This is a genomic window from Paenibacillus baimaensis (genome assembly GCF_025567575.1).
Genome location: NZ_JAOQIO010000111.1, coordinates 30,263 through 50,711, shown reverse-complemented (window position 1 = coordinate 50,711; position 20,449 = coordinate 30,263). Strand labels below are relative to the sequence as shown.

17 protein-coding genes are annotated in these 20,449 nt (G+C 46.0%); 2 read left to right on the top strand and 15 right to left on the bottom strand.

The features are described 5' to 3' along the window. Positions 1 to 16: 16 nt before the first annotated feature. From OB236_RS33085 to OB236_RS33045, 9 genes are all read right to left on the bottom strand, one after another. Positions 17 to 508 (bottom strand): DinB family protein, encoded by a 492-nt coding sequence (locus OB236_RS33085; protein WP_262687846.1) that lies wholly within the window; start codon positions 506 to 508, stop codon positions 17 to 19. A 279-nt stretch (positions 509 to 787) separates the two neighbouring features. After that, entirely contained in the window at positions 788 to 1,855 is a 1,068-nt protein-coding gene (locus OB236_RS33080) for an LLM class flavin-dependent oxidoreductase (RefSeq protein WP_262687845.1), read from the bottom strand. A 129-nt stretch (positions 1,856 to 1,984) separates the two neighbouring features. Continuing rightward, positions 1,985 to 3,322, bottom strand: a complete 1,338-nt coding sequence (locus OB236_RS33075; protein WP_408638548.1) for an LLM class flavin-dependent oxidoreductase — start codon at positions 3,320 to 3,322, stop codon at positions 1,985 to 1,987. 66 nt (positions 3,323 to 3,388) lie between these two features. Next, on the bottom strand, positions 3,389 to 4,405 hold the full coding sequence (locus OB236_RS33070; protein ID WP_262687844.1) for an LLM class flavin-dependent oxidoreductase: 1,017 nt from the start codon (positions 4,403 to 4,405) through the stop codon (positions 3,389 to 3,391). 144 nt (positions 4,406 to 4,549) lie between these two features. Continuing rightward, complete coding sequence (locus OB236_RS33065) at positions 4,550 to 5,440, bottom strand: LysR family transcriptional regulator (RefSeq protein WP_262687843.1); 891 nt, start codon at positions 5,438 to 5,440, stop codon at positions 4,550 to 4,552. Between the two features lie 293 nt (positions 5,441 to 5,733). Next, positions 5,734 to 6,675 (bottom strand): malate dehydrogenase, encoded by a 942-nt coding sequence (gene mdh, locus OB236_RS33060; protein ID WP_076233188.1) that lies wholly within the window; start codon positions 6,673 to 6,675, stop codon positions 5,734 to 5,736. 811 nt (positions 6,676 to 7,486) lie between these two features. Then, positions 7,487 to 8,785, bottom strand: a complete 1,299-nt coding sequence (gene icd / locus OB236_RS33055; protein WP_262687841.1) for an NADP-dependent isocitrate dehydrogenase — start codon at positions 8,783 to 8,785, stop codon at positions 7,487 to 7,489. A 138-nt stretch (positions 8,786 to 8,923) separates the two neighbouring features. After that, on the bottom strand, positions 8,924 to 10,036 hold the full coding sequence (gene citZ, locus OB236_RS33050; protein WP_262687840.1) for a citrate synthase: 1,113 nt from the start codon (positions 10,034 to 10,036) through the stop codon (positions 8,924 to 8,926). Positions 10,037 to 10,291: 255 nt separating this feature from the next. Then, on the bottom strand, positions 10,292 to 11,149 hold the full coding sequence (locus OB236_RS33045; RefSeq protein WP_262687839.1) for an ATP-dependent DNA ligase: 858 nt from the start codon (positions 11,147 to 11,149) through the stop codon (positions 10,292 to 10,294). Between the two features lie 103 nt (positions 11,150 to 11,252). Between OB236_RS33045 and OB236_RS33040 the strand changes: the two genes are divergently transcribed. After that, positions 11,253 to 11,477: an alpha/beta-type small acid-soluble spore protein gene (locus tag OB236_RS33040; protein ID WP_240416184.1), complete on the top strand. Its 225-nt coding sequence runs from the start codon at positions 11,253 to 11,255 to the stop codon at positions 11,475 to 11,477. Positions 11,478 to 11,550: 73 nt separating this feature from the next. Here OB236_RS33040 and OB236_RS33035 read toward each other — a convergent pair whose 3' ends face one another. Further along, on the bottom strand, positions 11,551 to 12,201 hold the full coding sequence (locus tag OB236_RS33035; protein ID WP_262687836.1) for a glycoside hydrolase family 73 protein: 651 nt from the start codon (positions 12,199 to 12,201) through the stop codon (positions 11,551 to 11,553). A gap of 209 nt (positions 12,202 to 12,410) precedes the next feature. On the opposite strand from OB236_RS33035, the gene OB236_RS33030 reads away from it, so the two are divergent. After that, on the top strand, positions 12,411 to 13,943 hold the full coding sequence (locus tag OB236_RS33030) for a Ppx/GppA phosphatase family protein (RefSeq protein ID WP_262687835.1): 1,533 nt from the start codon (positions 12,411 to 12,413) through the stop codon (positions 13,941 to 13,943). On the opposite strand, the gene ppk1 is transcribed toward OB236_RS33030, so the two are convergent. From ppk1 to accD, 5 genes are all read right to left on the bottom strand, one after another. After that, on the bottom strand, positions 13,934 to 16,027 hold the full coding sequence (gene ppk1 / locus OB236_RS33025) for a polyphosphate kinase 1 (protein WP_262687834.1): 2,094 nt from the start codon (positions 16,025 to 16,027) through the stop codon (positions 13,934 to 13,936). The genes OB236_RS33030 and ppk1 overlap by 10 nt on opposite strands. A 146-nt stretch (positions 16,028 to 16,173) precedes the next feature. Beyond that, positions 16,174 to 16,602, bottom strand: a complete 429-nt coding sequence (locus tag OB236_RS33020) for an acyl-CoA thioesterase (protein ID WP_262687833.1) — start codon at positions 16,600 to 16,602, stop codon at positions 16,174 to 16,176. A 156-nt stretch (positions 16,603 to 16,758) separates the two neighbouring features. Further along, a complete protein-coding gene (pyk, locus tag OB236_RS33015; RefSeq protein ID WP_262687832.1) occupies positions 16,759 to 18,516 on the bottom strand; it encodes a pyruvate kinase in 1,758 nt (585 codons plus the stop codon). Beyond that, positions 18,509 to 19,489, bottom strand: a complete 981-nt coding sequence (accA, locus tag OB236_RS33010) for an acetyl-CoA carboxylase carboxyl transferase subunit alpha (RefSeq protein WP_262687831.1) — start codon at positions 19,487 to 19,489, stop codon at positions 18,509 to 18,511. Before accA ends, pyk begins: the two co-directional genes overlap by 8 nt. Position 19,490: 1 nt before the next feature. Continuing rightward, positions 19,491 to 20,402, bottom strand: coding sequence for an acetyl-CoA carboxylase, carboxyltransferase subunit beta (accD, locus tag OB236_RS33005; RefSeq protein WP_262687830.1), 912 nt, complete (start codon positions 20,400 to 20,402; stop codon positions 19,491 to 19,493). Positions 20,403 to 20,449: the final 47 nt, after the last annotated feature.

Here is a 20,449-nt window from a genome sequence, read left to right as displayed (position 1 = left end):
ACTACGCAAACATATTCTACAAATGTACAGCCCCTGCATGATTGACAGCCGCCGATGCCTGCTTAATCCGATCTATCTGACCGATATGGTAATGCACGTGTTTGATAAATCCGGCTACGATATCGGTGATTCGCACAGTTTCACCCTTGAAATTGATACCTGTTTTCTCCCAATCCTTTTCCGTCAATCGTCCGAACAGCAGGCTGTTATATTGAAGCAGAGCACGGAAAGCTTCCAGAATTTCACCGATTTCACTTTCGTTCGCTTTCTGTCCACTAACCCAGGCATCTTGATTAAAAGCGGGCAGTTGAGCTGTCGTATTCGCGAGAATATCACGAATACGAAACGAAACGACGATATTATGGTCCGCCAAGTGGTTAATGACCTCTGTTACGCTCCATGATTCGGGTGCTGCTTTCCATCTCAATTGCTCCTGATTAAGTCCATCAATCGCTTGAACCAATGAACGATGCGTATCCAGGTATGCTGGTATTTGATCTAAACTCATTCGGGTCCCTCCCAACAATTGTTTGTATAATGATTGCTTCATAATTACTACTTATCACATTGTTTTAGTTGGTATTAAATTAATACTTAACATACCATGACTGTTTCCGACCGTCCAATAGAGTTCTTCTATTCATTAATAACAAATTCCGATTGTAAATCGGGAACTTCAGCATCCACAGCCTAATGAAAGCAAGCAAAAGACTTTCAGAACGCTGCTGCTGCAGCGCCTAAAAGTCTCCGGTTGTCCGGCAGCCTCTTCTAGGTTTCCCTTCTATTCTTAGTGAGCAACTGGCTGCAATGTCAACGGTTTGTTATCCCAAACTGTACTTGGAATTTCGCGTCTCAGAACCGGCATGACATCAGCGGCAAACCGTTCTACCTGCTCAAGCTGCTCCGCTTCAGTCAAGCCATCCACACTGATGCTGAGCACTTGATGACCGTAAGCCTCGTGGTAATTCAGGATTTTTTCGATTACACGATCAGCGCTGCCCACGAGAGTAGGTCCATTCTGAATATTATCCTCAAGATCCTTGAAGGGCGATTGATTGTGCTGAGCCGATGCCGTATTGTGAAAAGCATCGTAATAAGGGCGATAACGTTTGATCGCTTCCTCGTTGGTATTCGCCAGGTATAAGCCTCCTCCGCCTGCTCCCACGACTGCGTCCTTGGGATCTCGCCCGTAGTAGGCCCAGCGTTCGCGGTAGTTGTCGATCAGCGCTTTATATTTAGCCTGCGGATGAAAGCCGTTGGATGAGAAAATCGGCTCTCCATATTTGGCCGCCAGTTCAGTGGATAGTGGACTTGATGCGCTGCCATGCCACACCGGAATCGACTTCTGAAACGGTCTCGGCTGTGTAGTGACTTGGTTCAGCGGAGAGCGATAGCGTCCTTGCCAGCTGACATTCTCCTCATTCCATAGCTGCTTGAGAAGCGCATAACGTTCGGCAAGAGACTCCCACTGCTCTTCCTCACTAATGCCAAAAAGCGGATAGTGCCGCGGGTCGTTCCCTTTGCCGATAATCATCTCGAACCGGCCTCCAGAGAGATGATCCAGTGTTGCATAGTCCTCGGCCACCCGTACCGGGTCCAGTACGCTCAGCACCGTTACTGTTGTAAGCAGCCGAATCTTGGAGGTATTGGCTGCGATAGCGGTCAATACCAATGGCGGTGAGGAGGACAGGAACGGTGCGCCATGCCGCTCACCTACACCATAAGCTTCATAGCCAAGCTTTTCGGCAAGAGTTGCCTGCTTCAACACGTTCTGAAATTTTTGCTGTGAGGTTAAGGTTTCCCCGGTTACAGCGTTTGGGATGTTCATCATCAGGCTAAACAATGCAAATTTCATCTTTCATTTTCCTCCTTAATCATATTCAATAATTCGTATCGATTTAGTATGAATTATTCGTTTAACCTACTCTATCACACGCCGCTGCAGACCGTCTAATAGGCTTTTTCTATTTTATTATTTAATAATTCAATTTATATGATGCTCCGCTACAGCTTCAACAGACTCCGTTTTATTCAATTTTGCCAAGGTGTATCGGTTTTGCGGGAAGGGCAAACCCAGGTTGCCACGCAGCGTATCCGCTTCGTATTCGGTTCGGAACAAACCTCTTTCTTGTAAGATAGGAACGACATGATCTATAAAATCATTTAATCCCGTCGGCAGAACGGCACTTCCGATCATAAACCCGTCCGCTGCTCCCTCCTCGAACCAGCGTTGTATCGTATCGGCAATTTGTATGGGCGTTCCTGTAAACCCGCCTCTTGGCGAAGCTACTCGGATTGCCAATTGACGTAAGGTGAGGTTTTCTTCTTTTGCTAATTTTTTAATGAAATCACTCGTGCTCTTAAATCCTTCACTTCCCAAATCCCCAAGATCCGGCAGCGGTTCGTCCAGCGGAAACTGACTAAAATCAAAATGATTAAAAAACCGTCCCAAGTAATGTAAGGCGACGTTTATATCCACAAGATTGGCAATTTGCTCATACTTCGCTTTGGCTTCTTCCTCAGTAAACCCGACAATCGGGCTAATACCCGGGAATATCAGTACATCACCGGCAGAACGTCCGAATTTGACTACCCTACTTTTCACATCCTGATAAAAGCTTTTGGCATCCTCTATCGTTTCATGTCCAGTAAATATGGCATCAGCTTCTTTCGCAGCCAGATCTCTGCCCGCATCCGACGATCCCGCTTGAAAGATTAAAGGCTGCCCTTGCTTGGATCTGGCTATATTGAGCGGGCCCTGCACCGAATAAAATTCACCCTGATGGTTAACCCGATGCATTTTGGAAGGATCTATAAATTGACCGGATTGCTTATCGCGAACAAAAGCATCGTCCTCCCACGAGTCCCACAGCCCCTTTGTTAGCTGCAAATATTCCTCTGCGATTCGATATCGCAGCTCATGAGAGGGATGCTCGGTTTTACTGTAATTTAAAGCTGATCCCTCCAAGGGAGAAGTGACTGCATTCCAACCCGCACGACCGCCGCTGATCATATCGATCGTTGCGAACTGTCTGGCAACCGTGTAAGGCTCGCTGTAAGAGGTGGAGAGTGTCCCGACTAGCCCTATGTGTGAGCTCACTCCTGACAGAGCGGATAAAACGGCAACCGGCTCAAATCGGTTCAAAAAATTCGGATGCGAGATTTCGTTAATATACAACCCGTCTGCCACAAAAACCAAATCCAGCTTACCCGCTTCGGCTTTGTGAACAAGCTGCTTATAAAAATCAAAATTTACACTTGCATCCGCCACAGCATCGGGATGTCTCCAAGCTGCCATATGACCACCAGGTCCGTGCAGCATCGCTCCAATTTTCAACTTTCTTGAGTTTCCTATGGTAAGCACCTCGCAATCGTATAATAGGAATCCTTAGACCTTTAATTGTGCAAAAGCCTCCTGCAGCTGCTCATAAGCATACAGTCGTTGTGCAAACTCATTTAATGCCACAGTCACAATAATCTCCTCAATTTGATATTCGTTGTGAATGGCGATCAGCTTCTGACGTACTGTCTCTTTGGAGCCGTGAATGATGTTTGCCTGCGTTTCCTGAATGGTGTAAGGCTCAGTTGTTTGCCGTCCATATTCCTTGATCTGTTCCCTATTTTTCACCGTTAAAGTGCGTCCGCTTTCCAAATGAATTTTGAAAATCTTCGAATTAGCTGCAGCCAGCTGCTCTGCCTCCTCGTCGGAATCAGCTATAATGACGGATAACGCGAGAATTGCTTGGGATTGCTTCAGGTATCCTGACTGAAAGTGCGAACGGTATAGCCCGAACGCTTCAACTATCGTTTTTTTCTCTCCATTGAACGACTGCGAGAATACGTAAGGAATACCCAGACTTGCCGCCAGTTCAGCACTTTCTACACTGGCACCGAGCAAGTATAAGTCGGCTGGCTGCTCTGGTAGAGGGGTTGCTCTGACACCATTCAAGGAATCCTCTGCATCCAGCTCATTAGCCAGCAATCGCTTTAATAATACGAGCTTATCTCCTAACGATGGACTGTTCCCGGATTCGTTCTGCTGAAGCGCTCGAGTGGAACGCGGCAAGCCCCCAGGTGCTCTGCCTATCCCAAGATCGACACGTCCTGGGGCAAGAGCAGCCAGAACATTAAAATTTTCTGCTACCTTATACGGGCTATAATGCTGCAGCATCACGCCGCCTGATCCAACACGAATCTGCTTCGTAACAGCTAATAAGTAAGCTATGAGTACTTCCGGCGAAGAACCTGCCAGTTTATCCGAATCATGGTGCTCAGACACCCAGAACCGGTAATAGCCCAGTTCCTCTGCTTTTTGCGCAAGCCTAATCGTATTATGAAACGCCTGATTTGCTGTCTCCCTTTCTCCTATCGGGCTTTGATCCAAGATACTTAACCTGAGTCCCATCCTCAACATCCTCTCAATCAAAATATATCCTATAGGTTTTGTTGGTTTAATATCTTACTAAAACTGTATCACTGCCCATTAACAGCGTCAACGGGTAGGACAATAGGTTCTTTCTATCCAATCATTTAAACATTCTATTAAAGGTTAGCAAAGCGCCTTGAATTGGATTCCTCTAACCGTATCCTGAAACAAGCTGTGCCATTGCAGGCCTTCTCCATTCAGTGAGATCAGGTTGGTGCGAAGGGAAAGGCTGTTTAAGGTCGGAAGCTCGATAGGCACCAGCAGTTTTTCCTGAACTTCCTTTTGAACACACAGCTCCGGTAGGAAGCTGATCCCGACACCTTTTAACACCAGTTTTTTAGCCGTTTCCAAATTATCGATATGATACACAATGTTTGGCGGAAGGTGCAGCGATTCGAACAGCCTATGAATTTTCATCCAGTCGAGTGATCCGCATTCAAAAAAAACCATAGGTTCATTAACAACGTCCTCAACAGTGACGGATTCCATCCTGGCGAAGGCATGCTCTTGGCGAACAAAAAGACGAATAGGATCATCAAAAAATTTAACGGAATGAATATGGGGATGAGTAATATTGCGGACAAGCCCTAAGTCGATTTCCTTGCTTAGCAGCTTGTCTAATAAAGCTTCAGATGGAGCGGTGGTCAGCTTAATTTGCACATCCGGCATTCGCTCCTTCAACACAGGGAGGATCTCGGGAATCAAATAATTTGCAACTGATACTGTGCAACCAATCCGTAACTCATCAAGTGATGTGCTCTTATGCTGCAGCTGCTGTTTACCTTTTTTATAAGATTGCAAGATTTGTTGGGCGTATGGCAAAAACTGCTTTCCCTTATCCGTTAAGGTGAATTGTTTGCCTTCTCTTTCAAAAAGCAAAGCATTTAATTCCCTTTCCAAGGATTGAATTCGGGCGGAAATCGAAGGTTGAGATAAAAACAAGGCGTCAGCGGCTTTGTTAAAGCTGTTGAAATGGATTACATAGACGAAAGCTTCCAGATTCTCAATATTCATAGCTAGTCCCCTTTCTTAATACCGAGCCTATAGAGCGGTCTTCCCCAAAAATAAACAGAGATACATCCACCTCAATAGAGGAATGATGCATCTCCAGTTATTTCATTATAAAATAACTAATCCGATATGTTTAGTATATTTTAAATATAGATTACCTTACCTGTTATGTCAATGCAGTATTTCTCATCATCATCGCAAGCCTGCATCCAGTTAAAGCACAAAAAAACAAGCTGATTCCGATTAAATATCGGAGCCAGCTTGCTGTGTAAAGTGTTATTCATCATCCATGAAAATTAAGCAGATACCACTTTGATTACGTTACGAACGGAATCTGCGGATTTATCAAGAGCTGTCTTTTCTTCAGGCAGAAGCTCCAATTCGAAAATCTTCTCGATGCCATCGCCACCCAACAAGGTAGGTACGCCCATGAACAGGTTGTCATAGCCATATTCGCCTTGCAGTAAGGCAATAGCAGGAATGATACGTTTTTTGTCCTTAATGATCGCTTCAGCCATTTGAACCAGGGAAGCTGCAGGTGCGTAGTACGCACTGCCGTTACCCAACAGGTTCACGATCTCACCGCCGCCTGTACGTGTACGCTGTACAATAGCTTCGATACGATCAGCAGGAATCAGCTTCTCGATCGGAATACCGCCTACGTTGGAGTAACGAACCAATGGAACCATATCGTCGCCGTGGCCGCCCAATACGAAGCCGCGAACATCTTCAACCGATACGTTCAATTCCTGTGCGATAAATGTGCAGTAACGAGCTGTATCCAATACGCCGGATTGACCGATTACACGGTTTTTCGGGAAACCCAAAGCCTCGTAAGCTACATATGTCATAGCATCAACCGGGTTGCTCAAAATGATGACGATGGAGTTAGGACTCGTTCTTTTTACATTTTCACAAACGGATCTTACGATACCTGCATTGGTGTTAACAAGGTCATCACGGCTCATACCTGGTTTACGAGCAATACCTGCTGTGATGATTACGATATCGGAGTTCGCTGTATCGTCGTAGTTGGAAGTGCCTACGATGTTGCTGTCAAAGCCTTGAACCGGGGAAGCTTCGAGCATATCCAAAGCTTTACCCTTTGTTGGGTTTTCCAATTGCGGGATGTCCAGCAGAACGACGTCTCCCAGTTCTTTCTGTGCTGCCAAGAATGCAGTTGTTGCCCCTGTGAAACCTGCGCCTACAACGGTAATTTTTTTACGTTGAATTGCCATAATAGTTAGCCTCCTGAAATGGTTTATTGGGGGATGAGAGGTTAAAGATTAAAGATTTAGTGATTAAGGTCATAACGTCCAAAAGTAGGCTTTCAGGATTAGGGATGTGCCTCCGGCCGCTGTTGAAACTGTGTTCTTATTATTAGATGAAGCGGTGGGAACACAGTTTCAAAGGCGGCACGTAAACTCTACGGCACAATCCCTAACTCCTTTTCGCACGATTTGGAGTTAAGTCAAGTTCACAAAGTCCATCAACCTTTCACTCGTTGAGTGTAGAAAGATTCGCCTCGATTATACCCCAGGCGTAACAAGGTCTAGGGCTGCTAAAAGCAAAGCAAAATCTAGAACCAAATACTAAGCAAGCTCAAGAACAGTCTAAAGATGGCTCAAGCAAGCTAAAGCACCTAAAAGCCACACACATCAATTCTGTAGGAGCATGAAATGGCAGTTCGTCAATGCGATGCTTCGCAAAGCTGAAGCTCTCATTGACGAACGTGTTTCACAGCTAAACTACCTTCGAGAAACCGCGGCGCTTGGAAGCGTGTCTGTGGGGTGCTTTGCGAAGCAAAGCCACCGCAGACGGTCGCGTTCCCAACACCTCAACTTTCTCCACAACGCTATCCCGCATGATAGCGAGTCAGCAGCAAGCTTCGTGTAACGAATCTTGCTGCTGACAGTCGCGTTCCATGTACCCCAGACGCTCAAGAACACCCAATCCCCGAGATCACTCGCAGAAAGATGCTCTATCGTCGTCCAGGGGGCGAAACCCCTGGGGTCCCCCTTACAAAGGGGGATTTAGGGGGATGCCCTTCTATTCCATATGTTTAATGATTTGGTTAGCGAACTCGGAGCATTTCACTTCAGTTGCGCCTTCCATCAAACGTGCGAAGTCATAAGTAACGGTTTTGTTGTGAATCGAAGTTTCCATGCCTTTGTAGATCAGCTCAGCTGCTTCCAACCAGCCCAAGTGCTCAAGCATCATTACGCCGGACAAAATAACGGAACCTGGGTTAACTACGTCCAAACCAGCATATTTAGGAGCTGTACCATGTGTCGCTTCAAAGATAGCATGCCCAGTTACATAGTTGATATTAGCTCCTGGTGCGATACCGATTCCGCCAACTTGTGCTGCCAAAGCATCGGACAGGTAGTCGCCGTTCAGGTTCAATGTTGCGATAACGTCAAAATCAGTAGGACGAGTCAATACTTGTTGAAGAGCGATGTCAGCGATAGCATCTTTAACGATGATTTTGCCAGCAGCTTCTGCTTCTTTTTGTGCCTGGTTAGCAGCGTCCGTACCTTTTTCTGCTTTAATTCTGTCGTATTGATTCCATGTGAAGGTTTGCTCGCCGAATTCTTTTTCAGCCAGCTCATAACCCCAGTTTTTGAACGCGCCTTCTGTGTATTTCATGATGTTGCCTTTGTGTACCAATGTCAAAGTTTTGCGTTTGTGTTTGATTGCGTACTCGATAGCGCCGCGCACCAAACGCTCTGTACCTTCGGAGGAAACAGGTTTTACACCGATACCGGAAGTTTCCGGGAAGCGAATGTTTTTAACACCCATTTCGTTTTGCAAGAAATCGATCACTTTTTTCACTTCAGCAGAACCGGCTTCCCACTCGATACCAGCATAAATATCTTCAGTATTTTCACGGAAAATGATCATATCTACTAGCTCAGGACGTTTAACCGGGGACGGTACGCCTGTGAAATAACGAACTGGACGGGAGCATACATACAGATCCAATTCTTGACGAAGTGCAACGTTCAAAGAACGGATACCGCCGCCAACCGGAGTCGTTAATGGCCCTTTAATAGCCACTATGTATTCACGAATTGCTGTTAAAGTATCGTTAGGCAACCAGCTTTCAAATTTATCGAATGCTTTTTGACCAGCAAATACTTCATACCAAGCGATTTTTTTCTCGCCATTATATGCTTTCTCAACTGCAGCATCCAATACGCGCTTGGAAGCAGCCCAAATATCAGGACCTGTGCCATCGCCTTCGATGAAAGGGATGATCGGGTTGTTAGGTACATTTAGAACACCATCAACGATAGTAATTTTTTCGCCTTCAGTTGGTAATGCGTATTTTTCGAATTTAGCCATGGGTATTAGTTCCTCCTTAGAATAGGTGCATAATTACACAAAATTGAACGGGAGCTACTGCGCTTGTCCTGATTCACACGAATAGGACAGAACAGCAGTAACAACCCGTTGATTGCAGTAATTCGGTTGATCAAAAGATTAACGATTTTCGATTGTAATATACTTTTGGCTCACAGGACCATTGTATTCAGCACGCGGACGGATCAAACGGTTATTCTCGTATTGCTCCAAAATGTGCGCGGTCCATCCGGATGCACGGCTGATCGCAAAGATCGGTGTAAACAAGTCACGCGGAATTTCCAGGGAAGTATATACGGATGCTGAGTAAAAATCAACATTCGGCTTCAAGCCCTTCTCGCCAGTGACAATATCTTCAATCTTTATCGACATTTCGTACCACTTCAGGTTACCGGTAATTTTGCCCAGCTCCTGAGACATTTTTTGCAAATGCTTGGCACGTGGATCGCCATTTTTGTAAACGCGGTGTCCAAAGCCCATGATCTTCTGCTTGTTGTTCAGCTTATCATGAACATAGCTGTCTACGTTGTCAAGCGAATCAATGTCTTCGAGCATCGCCATTACAGCTTCGTTCGCACCACCATGAAGAGGCCCCTTCAATGCACCGATTGCTGAAGTTACACCGGAATAAATATCCGATAATGTCGCAACAGTAACACGCGCGGCAAAAGTTGAAGCGTTCAATTCATGGTCAGCATGAAGCACCAACGCCGTGTCCAATGCCTGAATGGCTACTTTATCTGGTTCTGTACCAATCAGCATGTACAAAAAGCTCTCCGCGATGGATTGGCTCTGTTTAGGCGCAACAGGCTCCTTACCTTCACGAATACGGGCAAAAGCTGCGATGATTGTCGGAATCTGCGCTTGCAGCTTGATGGCTTTACGCAAATTCGACTCAGGTGACATATCGTTGGCTTCTTCATCGTACAAAGCCAAACAGGAAACCGCTGAACGAAGTGCTGCCATTGAATTGGCTTCCTTCGGATAAAGCTTCAGTTGCTCGATAACCTGAGCAGGGATGGGTGCAAACTTATTAAAATCTGCGATTAATTGCGCTAACTCAGAAGCATTCGGTAATTTACCATACCAGAGTAAATACGCAACCTCTTCAAATGTAGCATTCTCGGCCAAATCATCGATGTCGATCCCCCGATAAGTAAGGACACCATCAATGATGGAGCTGATTGAGGATGTTGTTGCGACAATACCTTCCAATCCTTTGGTAGCAGTCAAAGCAATCTCTCCTTTACGTTCAATTCATAACCTATACATAACGATATAGATAACTATATCACATAACACATATCCTAATGCAACTTGAGCGCAGGATGGCCATTCTCATCAATCTTACTATTCTACTATAAATGATTTACCAAGCAATGTGAACAAATACACACATAAAAGTTCATTATCGGTACAATAAACTTATGCTATCTCTCGATAACTTAAAAACCAAGAAGCCCCGGGCAGCTGTTCCGGAGCTTCCATTCACACTATAAAATCCACAAAACTCGGTGCTCTGAGCATCCCATGACGCGTCCAGCTGCTAAATTGAACTTTAACTTGAATACGTGGATCTAAATAAACAAAGTTTTGATCTTCACCGTTCTCCAGCTTCTTGCTGATAGCATCAAAAGCTTTTTTATGAGATGGACTCACTCCCTGCTCAATGATGCCTGCGGGCCGCATTTTCCCATTCTCCTTCACATGGGCAAGCCAGCCAAACTCATCTTTACGATAACCTGCTACATACACATCCGTATATTGATAATTCATGATTGCCAGCCAATCGTGGGACCGCCGCGACACATAGACGCTGCTTTTCCGTTTGGCCACAATGCCTTCCATCGACTTCTCTACCATCGATTCATATAAGTCCTCACCGCGTTCTTCAATCTGATTAACCACACTGAAATAATCATTCGGTAATAAAACTGATTCCAGGATGGAACGGCGCTTCATCAAGGAAAGCTGTCGAAGATCTCGACCTTTGTGAACAAGAATATCCCAGACTACGTAGCTAACTGGACTTTGATTTCTGAAAGCCTGAATTTTAGTTTTATTTGTTATTTGAAGCCGCTCCATGACCAACTCAAAATTAAATTGTTCGGATTCCGGATCTCTATAGCAGACCTCCCCATCAAGGACCACATCGCCCTCAATCGGGACGTCCCATAGCTCGGGATACTGTGAAGTGCATTCATTTTGATGTTCTGTAAATAGACGGGTCTCTTCCCCACTCTTTGATAGTATCAATCGGTGTCCGTCAATTTTCGGCTCAAATAAATAAGCCTGATCAGAAAAAGGTTTCTCGCGGGAGTTTAGTAGCATTGGCGCGATAAACATTAGCATCACCCTGTTACGATTTTACCATGTCTGATAGGTATGAATAATCAGGGAAATGATGGGGGAATATAGATTTAGTTGAAAATTTAAAGGAGGGCTTAACATGGCAGCAGGTCAGTCGAGAAGCAGCAATCAGTTAGTTGTGCAGCAAGCAGCACAGGCATTGGAACAATTGAAATATGAGGTTGCACAAGAGCTTGGAATTCAAATTCCAGCAGACGGTTATTATGGCTACATGGCTACTCGTGATACGGGAGCAATTGGCGGCCATATGGTTCGGCGGTTGGTTCAAATCGCGGAGCAGCAAATTTCGGGTAACCGCTTCTAATTCTATAGCATGCAGTAAATCGCCCTCAATCCTAACAAGGAAAGAGGGCTTTGTTATGTGTAAACTTGCTGATCTACTCTCTGGGCAGACCGGATGCATCCCGCAAGCTGTTTGCAAGCCATGCATAATAGTCCCTTTGCTCCTTCCAAGCTGCTGCCTTATTGCTATCCTGAGCGGCCTTGAGCTGTGCATCGGCAGCAGCCCATGAAGGCTTTAAAAACGTATTAATCATCGTAAGTGCCACACCTGGATCCAGCTTTGGCATATCGTCCTCAACCTCCAAAATATCATAGTTGTCCAGCCGGTTTGCCTGAATGATTTGGATCAATTTTACCGCATACTTCGGATCAGTCGCATACCCCGCATTTTGTAAGCAGCCAGCAGCCCCAATATAATCAAGCTCTTTGCAGCGTTCAAAAAAGCCGGACACCTTGTACCTGCTGTTCGCTATCAAAAATTCACTATGATCGATCACAGAGCCTTCCCATGTATCATAAGTCCGGAAACCGCCAATTATTTTGACGAAATGACCATTGGTATATTCTGTTGTCACGAATTCCTGTCCGCTGCCTTTGATCCCAAACAGGTTATTGCCTGGCGCTGCTGCACCCCAACCCGATTCAACAGCGCCCTGTGCAATCGTAATACTGGCCAGAATGCCGGTACGCCTCTGCTCAGAGACAGCCATAGGGGCTAGTATATTGATAAAATCCTGTACTTTCACCTCGCATCATCTCCTTCATACAGGATATTCAGCTTGTACCTTATTGATTGTATGGCAGCCCTGAACGCACTCTCCTATATGCCAATGCCTGCATTCCTTCAGGATGTTCCGCTGGATGGCTTGGGCCTGGTTCTTAAAAAACTTGCGCTGAGGGCAAACGATGGTAAAATGAACTTGTTTGCAATACTAAAATGTCATGGGGGCTCATCATGGGAAACAATCGCAGAATCGGCATCATTGATATCGGTTCCAACTCGATTCGCCTTGCCATTTACGAACTCAACCACCATCAGGCTCACCGGGTTATCGGCGAGTTCAAGCAGTCTGCACGCTTAAGTTCAAGGATCGGCTCCGATCAAATACTGCATACGCCAGATATCCGGGATATCGTTGATATTTTAATCCAATTTAAACAGATCTGTCAGGCTAACCAGGTCACTGAGATCCGCGCAGCAGCTACAGCAGCTATTCGCAATGCGGCCAATTCGCAAGAAATTATCGATCAGCTGCTGCAAGAAAGTGGGATAGAGGTAGAGCTATTGTCCGGAGAGGATGAAGCTACAATCGGATTTCTCGGGATGAGCAATTCTCTTGATATCGAGGATGGCATATTGGTTGATATTGGGGGCGGCAGTACAGAAGTCAGCCTTTTTAGAAATCGCAAGCTGGAACAAAGCGTGTCCTTTCCTTTTGGAGCCGTCAATACGGCAAGGAAATTTTCTATGGATGGCAGCTTGAACGAGGAACAGCTCAAAAATATCCGACTTATGGTGCTTACTGCGATTACAGAAGAACCCTGGATTGAACAGCATCCCCAGCTTCCGCTGGTGGGAATGGGCGGTACGATTCGCAGTCTGAGTAAAATCAGCCAGAAGAAACGAAAGTATTCTTTGTCTCGCACTCATAATTATAAAATGGAAGCTGTCGAAATGGAGCAGTTGGTGAAGTGGCTGCCGTCCCTGTCTACCGACAAACGGAAAAAGGTAGACGGACTGTCCAAGGATCGTGTTGATATTATTATTCCAGGCATGCTTATTTTGGATACGATCTTTCAGGCAGCCAAGTGCAGCCATTATGTGATTAGCGGCGCAGGTCTTCGCGACGGGCTTTTTCATGGACAATATTTGCCTGCTCCACAGTTAACGGCGTCAAGCATTCTAAAGCAAAGCACAACGAATTTGCTCGGACTGCACGCAAGTGCCCCAATCGAGCATCTGGAGCAGGTTGCAGGCCATGCTGTGCTATTGTACGATGCACTTCAGGGAATTCATCAATATGACAGCAGAATGCGACTATGCCTGCATACAGCGGCTTTGCTGCACCGTATCGGCGTGTCGATGAATTATTACCAATTTGCCAAGCATTCCTTTTATATGATTGCCCATTCCCCTCTCAATGGCTTGAGCCATCGGGAAATTCTGTTATGCGCATGCATCGCTTCTTACAAAACAAAAGGCAAGGTTCATCAAACCTATCAGCAGCACAAAGATGTTTTGCACGAAACCGATGTCGACGTTATCACCAAGCTGGGCACTTTACTGCAAATTGCGATCGCTTTGGATGCTTCGGAAACACAAGCTATCTCTTCGATCCGGGCAGCGGTGGAGGGGAAACAGCTTCATATTGCTGCCGCAATCAAATATAACCCCTCTGTCGAATACAGAGAGGTCGATAATGCAGAAAAAGATTTTCATAAAATATGGAATATGAAATTCTCATTCCAAACCTTTAATCAGGTGTGAGATTTCTTTTTCCAGACTTTGATTTTCATCGCTTCAAACTGGCTTCTTAGCGGCGGAGCCTCGTTGATGACCCTTGCATACATGCCATTGGGCTGCAGCATCCGAGCTTTCACGTTATCGCCCAGGCTCAACTCCAGTATTCGCATCAGGATCTTGCGTAAATCCTGATCGAATACCGGGCAAGTCAGTTCAATTCGTTTCGTCAGGTTTCTTGTCATCCAATCCGCGCTGGACAGGTACATCTCGTTCTCTCCGCCGTTTTCAAAATAAATAATACGCGAATGCTCCAGAAAACGGTCTACGATACTAATCACACTAATATTTTCACTCAAGCCCTCTACACCCGGCCGTAAACAACACACTCCGCGAACGATAAGCTCGATTTTGACACCTGCCTTGGATGCCTCATATAACTCGTCGATCATTTCCTGATTGGATAGTGAATTCAGCTTGGCAATGATACGGGCTGGTCTACCTTCGACTGCATGCTGGGCTTCACGGCGAATTTTCTCAAATAGTCTATCCTTCATCACCGTAGGCGCGACCCCAAATGCTTTCCAGTTATGAGGTGCCGAATAGCCGGTAACCTCATTGAACAGAGCCGACGCATCCTCACCAATGATCGGATCAGATGTAAACAGACCAATATCTGTGTAGAGTTTAGCCGTGCTATCATTATAATTTCCCGTACCGACGTGGACATAACGACGTAAGCCATCTGGCTCCTGACGGACAACCAAGGTGATCTTGGCATGCGTTTTTAAACCTACCAGTCCATAAACAACATGACATCCGGACTGCTCCAGCTTTCTTGCCCATGCTATATTACGTTCTTCATCAAAGCGGGCTTTAAGCTCAACGACCACTGTTACCTGCTTGCCCGATTCAGCCGCTCTTGCCAACGCCTGGATCAAAGGAGAATTGCCGCTGACCCGGTACAATGTCATTTTGATAGCCAACACATCCGCGTCATAGGCAGCCTGTACAACAAAATCGGTTACGGCGTCAAAGGATTCATACGGATGATAGAGCAGTACATCCTGCTGCTTCAGCTTCCCGAATATGTCCTCAACTTCGAGCAGCTCCGACGGATATACCGGCTCAATCGGTTTATATTTAAGATTATCGTAACCTTTTAAGGAAAAGGCCAGCTTCATCAAGAAGCTTAAATCTAACGGACCATCTATCTCAATAGAATTATCGGTGACCTCAAATTCGTCCATCAATTGAGTCAGCGCGTAAGCATGAATGCCCTTTTGAACCTCAAGCCTTACAGGCGCGCCCCAACGGCGGCGACGAAGTTCCTTCTCGATCTCTTCAAGCAGATCCTCGGCGCCTTCCTCGTTCAGAGTTAAATCGGCATTACGTGTCAATCGGAAGCCATGCACTGAAATCGGCGTATAACCCGAAAATAAAGTCTTAATATGATGTTCAATCAAATCCTCAAGCAATACAAATTCATGCTTCTTGCTATTCGATCTGGCGGGCACCTCAATACAACGGGCCAAATTGGAAGGAACCTGTACAATGGCAAAATACGGCTCCTCCTCCGGATCATCGCCCTCCTTCATTAATACAACAGCCAAGTAGACAGCCTGTGTATGCACCAAAGGAAACGGGCGGCTCTGATCCACAGCCATCGGTGTCAACACCGGAAACACAATATCATGAAAATAAATATCCATCGCTTTGCGCTGACTTATATTCAAGTCCTCATAATCCGTAAATATAATGCCTTCTTTAGCCAATTGTCTGGAAACATCGCGGTATGATTTATACTGCTCGGATACCATTTTGGCTGACCGCTTCATAATACGTTTGAACAAGCCCGCTGGGGTATAGCCGGTAAAGTCTTTTTTTATGTAACCCGCTTTAATCTGATCTTTAATACCCGCAACCCGCACACTCATAAACTCATCCAAATTGGACGCTACGATGGCCAGAAACTTGGCTCTTTCCAGTAAAGGCGTTTCCGCATCCTGAGCTTCTTGCAATACACGCCAATTAAACTCAAGCCAGCTTAAATCACGGTTAATATAATTAGACGATGCTTCTCTTTCTCTAGGCGCCGCGATCTCTCTCATAATGTTGCGTAACCTCCATAGAATTCGACCAGTTTCAAAATGAAATTCGATAGCTTTCGCGCTATTTCTACTCTCATTCTGCTATTTTCATCGTAGCTCGACAATGTCAACAGAAGATGCGATTTATGTTAATTATTTGTAAACTGTCATGGTTGGTTATGTATCAAAGCATATAACTCGGGTAAGGCCCTGTCAATGCGCGTCGGTTTCCATACCCGATTGACCCATACATGCTTGGTGCTCCCGCTGACCAGCAATTCTTCCCCACGGCGGATCTCGGAATCAAAATGCAATCGAATGCTCGAGTATTCCGCAATCCGGGTTCGTATCGTAATCAGATCATCATACTTGGCAGGAAGCTTAAACTGCATCTGCAAATCGATCAGGGGCAGTAATACGCCCTTTTCCTCTATCTCTTTGTACGTCATGCCCATAGAACGAATGAGCTCGGTTCGTCCGATTTCAAACCAATTGACATAATTCGTATGGTAAACAACGCCCATCTGATCCGTTTCCTGGTAACGTACTCTTAAAGTATATGCAAACCATGCCGATAATTCCATAGTTTCATTCATACCTCCTGCCTTCTATCATCCCAAGTTAGCTTTCTTCTCACTCTTCCGGCTGCAATCCATCATTGGAACACGTTCTACTGCTTATATAGTCGCAAAAAAAGAGTGAAACCGACATGCTTATCGAGTTCACTCTTTTGATTACGGTATACCTGTTAATTAAAGAACGCGTGCGCTTCCGGAGTAGATCACACCAACCTCTGGATAAATCGACACTTCCGTGCCGTCTTTAATGAGCTCCAAAGCACGTTCAACCCCAACAACAACGGTTTTGCTGAGCGAGATACCAACCACTGCTGCATGTGAGGTGATTCCACCTGTTTCGGTGATAATCGCGGATGCTTTTTCGATCGCAGGCATATAGTCCTTATCCGTTGTTACGGTAACCAGGATGCAGCCTTCAACTGCCTTGGCATTAGCTTCTTCTGCACTTTTGGCTGCAACTACTGTACCTGTTGCAATTTGTGTTCCGATGCCTTGACCTTTGGCAATCATATCACCAATTTGATGAACCTTAATCAGGTTCGTCGTTCCTGAGCGGCCTACTGGCACACCAGCCGTAATAACAACCAGATCACCAAGACTCACGAGTCCTGCATCCAAGCTGCTGTCAACCGCGTGGCTGAACAGCTCGTCCGTAGTTTCACAATGCTCGCCCTTAACCGGGATAACGCCCCACACCAGCGATAAGCGACGCAGTACATGGTCAATTGGAGTGACTGCAATAATTGGTGCTTTCGGACGGTATTTGGACACCATACGAGCAGTATAGCCACTTTCCGTAGAAGTCAATATCGCTTTGGCTTCCAGATCCAGTGCAGAATTGGCTACCGCTTGCGAGATCGCTTCGGTTACCGTTTTTTGTTGTGCATTGCTTTGACGAATAAAAATTTCACGGTGCTCCAACGCACTCTCTGCACGCTCAGCAATACGAGCCATCATCATAACGGACTCAAGCGGATATTTCCCGGCTGCTGTTTCACCGGACAGCATCACAGCATCTGTTCCGTCAAAAATCGCATTGGCCACGTCACTTGCTTCCGCACGGGTTGGGCGCGGATTGCGCTGCATGGAATCCAACATCATCGTTGCTGTAATAACCGGTTTACCGGCTTGATTACATTTCTTGATCATCGCTTTTTGTACGATTGGCACATCTTCAGCCGGAATTTCCACACCAAGATCGCCACGAGCAACCATTAAGCCATCGGAAACCTCCAAAATTTCATCCAGGTTATCGACACCCTCCTGGTTTTCGATTTTGGATATGATTTGGATATGAGTAGCGTTGTGACGCTCCAAAATTTCACGAATTTCGATAACGTCGCTAGCCTTACGTACGAATGAAGCAGCGATAAAATCGACACCTTGCTCGATACCAAAGATGATATCGTTAGCATCCTTTTCCGTAATACCGGGAAGATTAATTTTAACGCCTGGTACGTTAACACCTTTTTTACCGCCCAATAGACCGCCATTGACAATGCGGCATTTGATTTCAGTAAAGGTTTTGTCTACAACCTCTAAACCGATTAAACCGTCATCGATCAGGATGGTTGCGCCGACTCTGACATCTCTTGGCAAATCGGCATAAGTGATATGCACACGGTTCGCATCTCCGATAATTTCCTCAGTTGTTAGCGTGATAAACTGATCCTGCACAAGCTCAACCTTCTGATCGTCCTTCAGCTTGCCTGTACGAATTTCCGGGCCTTTGGTATCCAATAGAATAGCAACGGTCTTATTCAGCTCCTCAGCAGCCTGACGAACGTTCTTGATCCGGTTGCCGTGCTCTTCAAAATCGCCGTGCGAGAAGTTCAAACGGCATACGTTCATTCCGCCGTTGATAAGCTTTTTAAACATTTCCAGTGACTCACTTACCGGACCGATGGTACATACTATTTTCGTTTTACGCATGATTGTGATTACCCTCCTGAGTGTAAGTAAACCTTCCGATTTTCCTGAATTTCTTATAACGGTCTTCTACTAGCTCTTTCTCTGAAAGAACAACCAACTCCTGCAAATTATTTATTAAGGTTTCTTTAATGACCTCTGCCAAAGACGCCAGATCGCGATGGGCACCGCCGCGTGGCTCAGGGATAATCGCATCAATAACGCCTAATTTCAAAATATGATCGGCAGTTATTTTCATCGCCTCGGCCGCTTCACCTGATCTTGTAGCATCCTTGTACAAAATCGAGGAAGCCGCTTCCGGCGTGCTGACCGAATAGATTGAATTCTCAAGCATAAAAACGCGATTGCCGACACCGAGAGCCAATGCCCCGCCGCTGCCGCCTTCACCGATGACCACACATAGAATCGGCACGCCAAAAGAAGCCATCTCCATCAGGTTTCTGGCGATAGCCTCGCCTTGTCCGCGTTCCTCCGCTGCACTACCCGGATAAGCTCCTGGTGTATCAATAAAGGTAATGATAGGTCGCTTGAACTTGTTCGCCTGCTTCATCAAGCGCAAGCCTTTACGCAAGCCATCTGGATGAGGCATGCCGAAGTGGCGGGCAATATTATCCTTCGTATCCTTGCCCTTTTGATGCCCGATCACGGTAACAGGAATGCCACCGAGCCTCGCCAAGCCACCAATAATAGCCAGATCATCGCCGTATAAGCGGTCGCCATGCAGCTCCATATAATCGGTAAAAATAAGCTGGATATAATCAAGTGTTGTCGGCCGCTGCGGATGACGGGCCAGCTGCATTTTTTGGGATGTGGACATACTGCTATACAGCTCGGCCGCTAATTGCTCGTAGCGATTCTCCAGGCGGGCAATCTCATCGGAAAAATCCATTTGCCTTTCAGATCCAAAATTACGCAATTCCTCGATCTTAGCCTTCAGCTCCAGCAATGGCTGTTCAAAGGGTAATTCACCTGCCATTCTACAAATCCCCCTTTACGACGTGCAAATCCAGCAAGCGGATCAAAGTGCTTTTCATATCCTTACGTACCACTACCATATCCACCTGACCGTGGCTTAAGTTAAATTCAGAGGTTTGGAAATTGTCGGGCAGCTTTTGACGAATGGTCTGTTCAATAACACGGCGTCCCGTAAATCCAAAGGCTGCGCCCGGCTCAGCAATAATATAGTCGCCCAGCATGGCATAGCTAGCAGATACGCCCCCGAAGGTAGGGTCCGTAATCACGGAAATAAACAAGCCGCCCTGCTCGTTCAACTGTGCCAAGGCAGCACTTGTTTTGGCCATCTGCATCAGACTGAGGATACTCTCCTGCATCCTCGCGCCACCCGAGGTGGAGAAGATGATGATCGGATACTTCTTCTGTATCGCAAGCTCAATTGCTGATGTCACTTTTTCCCCAACAACCGAGCCCAGGGTACCGCCCATAAAATCGAAGCTCATCACCGCGGCAACAACCGGAAATCCGCCAATCGTGCCTTCGCCGGTAATAACCGCATCGTTCATGCCGGTCGTGTCCACTGCTTTACGATATTTGTTCACATAATCCGGGAATTCCAGCGGGTCCTCGGAAATCATTTCACTGTCATATTCAAAAAAACGGCCCTCATCCATGACCATCTGGATCCGCTCAACCGCACTTAATTTGAAATGGTATCCACATGTGCTGCACACCTTGAGATTCTTTTCCAGCTCCTTGGAAAATTGAATCGTTGCACACTTCGGACATTTATTCATCAAGCCTTCGGGAATTTCCCTCTTGGGCTTGTCGTCAGGAATGTTTTCCCCGTTCTCATCGACCCGCGGCACGGTAGTTCTATTGGCGCCTGGAATGGTCGCATACTTTTTTTTCTGAAAAAAGTCTTTAAATTGCACGGCTACACCTCACTTGCTGTTGTTGTTCAAATGCGGTCCTTCATTCT

What these genes read in the sequence shown, in the direction of transcription:
- OB236_RS33085 (WP_262687846.1), bottom strand. Translation starts at nt 508, where the DNA reads ATGAGTTTAGATCAAATACCAGCATACCTGGATACGCATCGTTCATTG.
- OB236_RS33080 (WP_262687845.1), bottom strand. Translation starts at nt 1,855, where the DNA reads ATGAAATTTGCATTGTTTAGCCTGATGATGAACATCCCAAACGCTGTA.
- OB236_RS33075 (WP_408638548.1), bottom strand. Translation starts at nt 3,322, where the DNA reads ATGCTGCACGGACCTGGTGGTCATATGGCAGCTTGGAGACATCCCGAT.
- OB236_RS33070 (WP_262687844.1), bottom strand. Translation starts at nt 4,405, where the DNA reads ATGGGACTCAGGTTAAGTATCTTGGATCAAAGCCCGATAGGAGAAAGG.
- OB236_RS33065 (WP_262687843.1), bottom strand. Translation starts at nt 5,440, where the DNA reads ATGAATATTGAGAATCTGGAAGCTTTCGTCTATGTAATCCATTTCAAC.
- mdh (WP_076233188.1), bottom strand. Translation starts at nt 6,675, where the DNA reads ATGGCAATTCAACGTAAAAAAATTACCGTTGTAGGCGCAGGTTTCACA.
- icd (WP_262687841.1), bottom strand. Translation starts at nt 8,785, where the DNA reads ATGGCTAAATTCGAAAAATACGCATTACCAACTGAAGGCGAAAAAATT.
- OB236_RS33045 (WP_262687839.1), bottom strand. Translation starts at nt 11,149, where the DNA reads ATGTTTATCGCGCCAATGCTACTAAACTCCCGCGAGAAACCTTTTTCT.
- OB236_RS33040 (WP_240416184.1), top strand. Translation starts at nt 11,253, where the DNA reads ATGGCAGCAGGTCAGTCGAGAAGCAGCAATCAGTTAGTTGTGCAGCAA.
- OB236_RS33030 (WP_262687835.1), top strand. Translation starts at nt 12,411, where the DNA reads ATGGGAAACAATCGCAGAATCGGCATCATTGATATCGGTTCCAACTCG.
- ppk1 (WP_262687834.1), bottom strand. Translation starts at nt 16,027, where the DNA reads ATGAGAGAGATCGCGGCGCCTAGAGAAAGAGAAGCATCGTCTAATTAT.
- OB236_RS33020 (WP_262687833.1), bottom strand. Translation starts at nt 16,602, where the DNA reads ATGAATGAAACTATGGAATTATCGGCATGGTTTGCATATACTTTAAGA.
- pyk (WP_262687832.1), bottom strand. Translation starts at nt 18,516, where the DNA reads ATGCGTAAAACGAAAATAGTATGTACCATCGGTCCGGTAAGTGAGTCA.
- accA (WP_262687831.1), bottom strand. Translation starts at nt 19,489, where the DNA reads ATGGCAGGTGAATTACCCTTTGAACAGCCATTGCTGGAGCTGAAGGCT.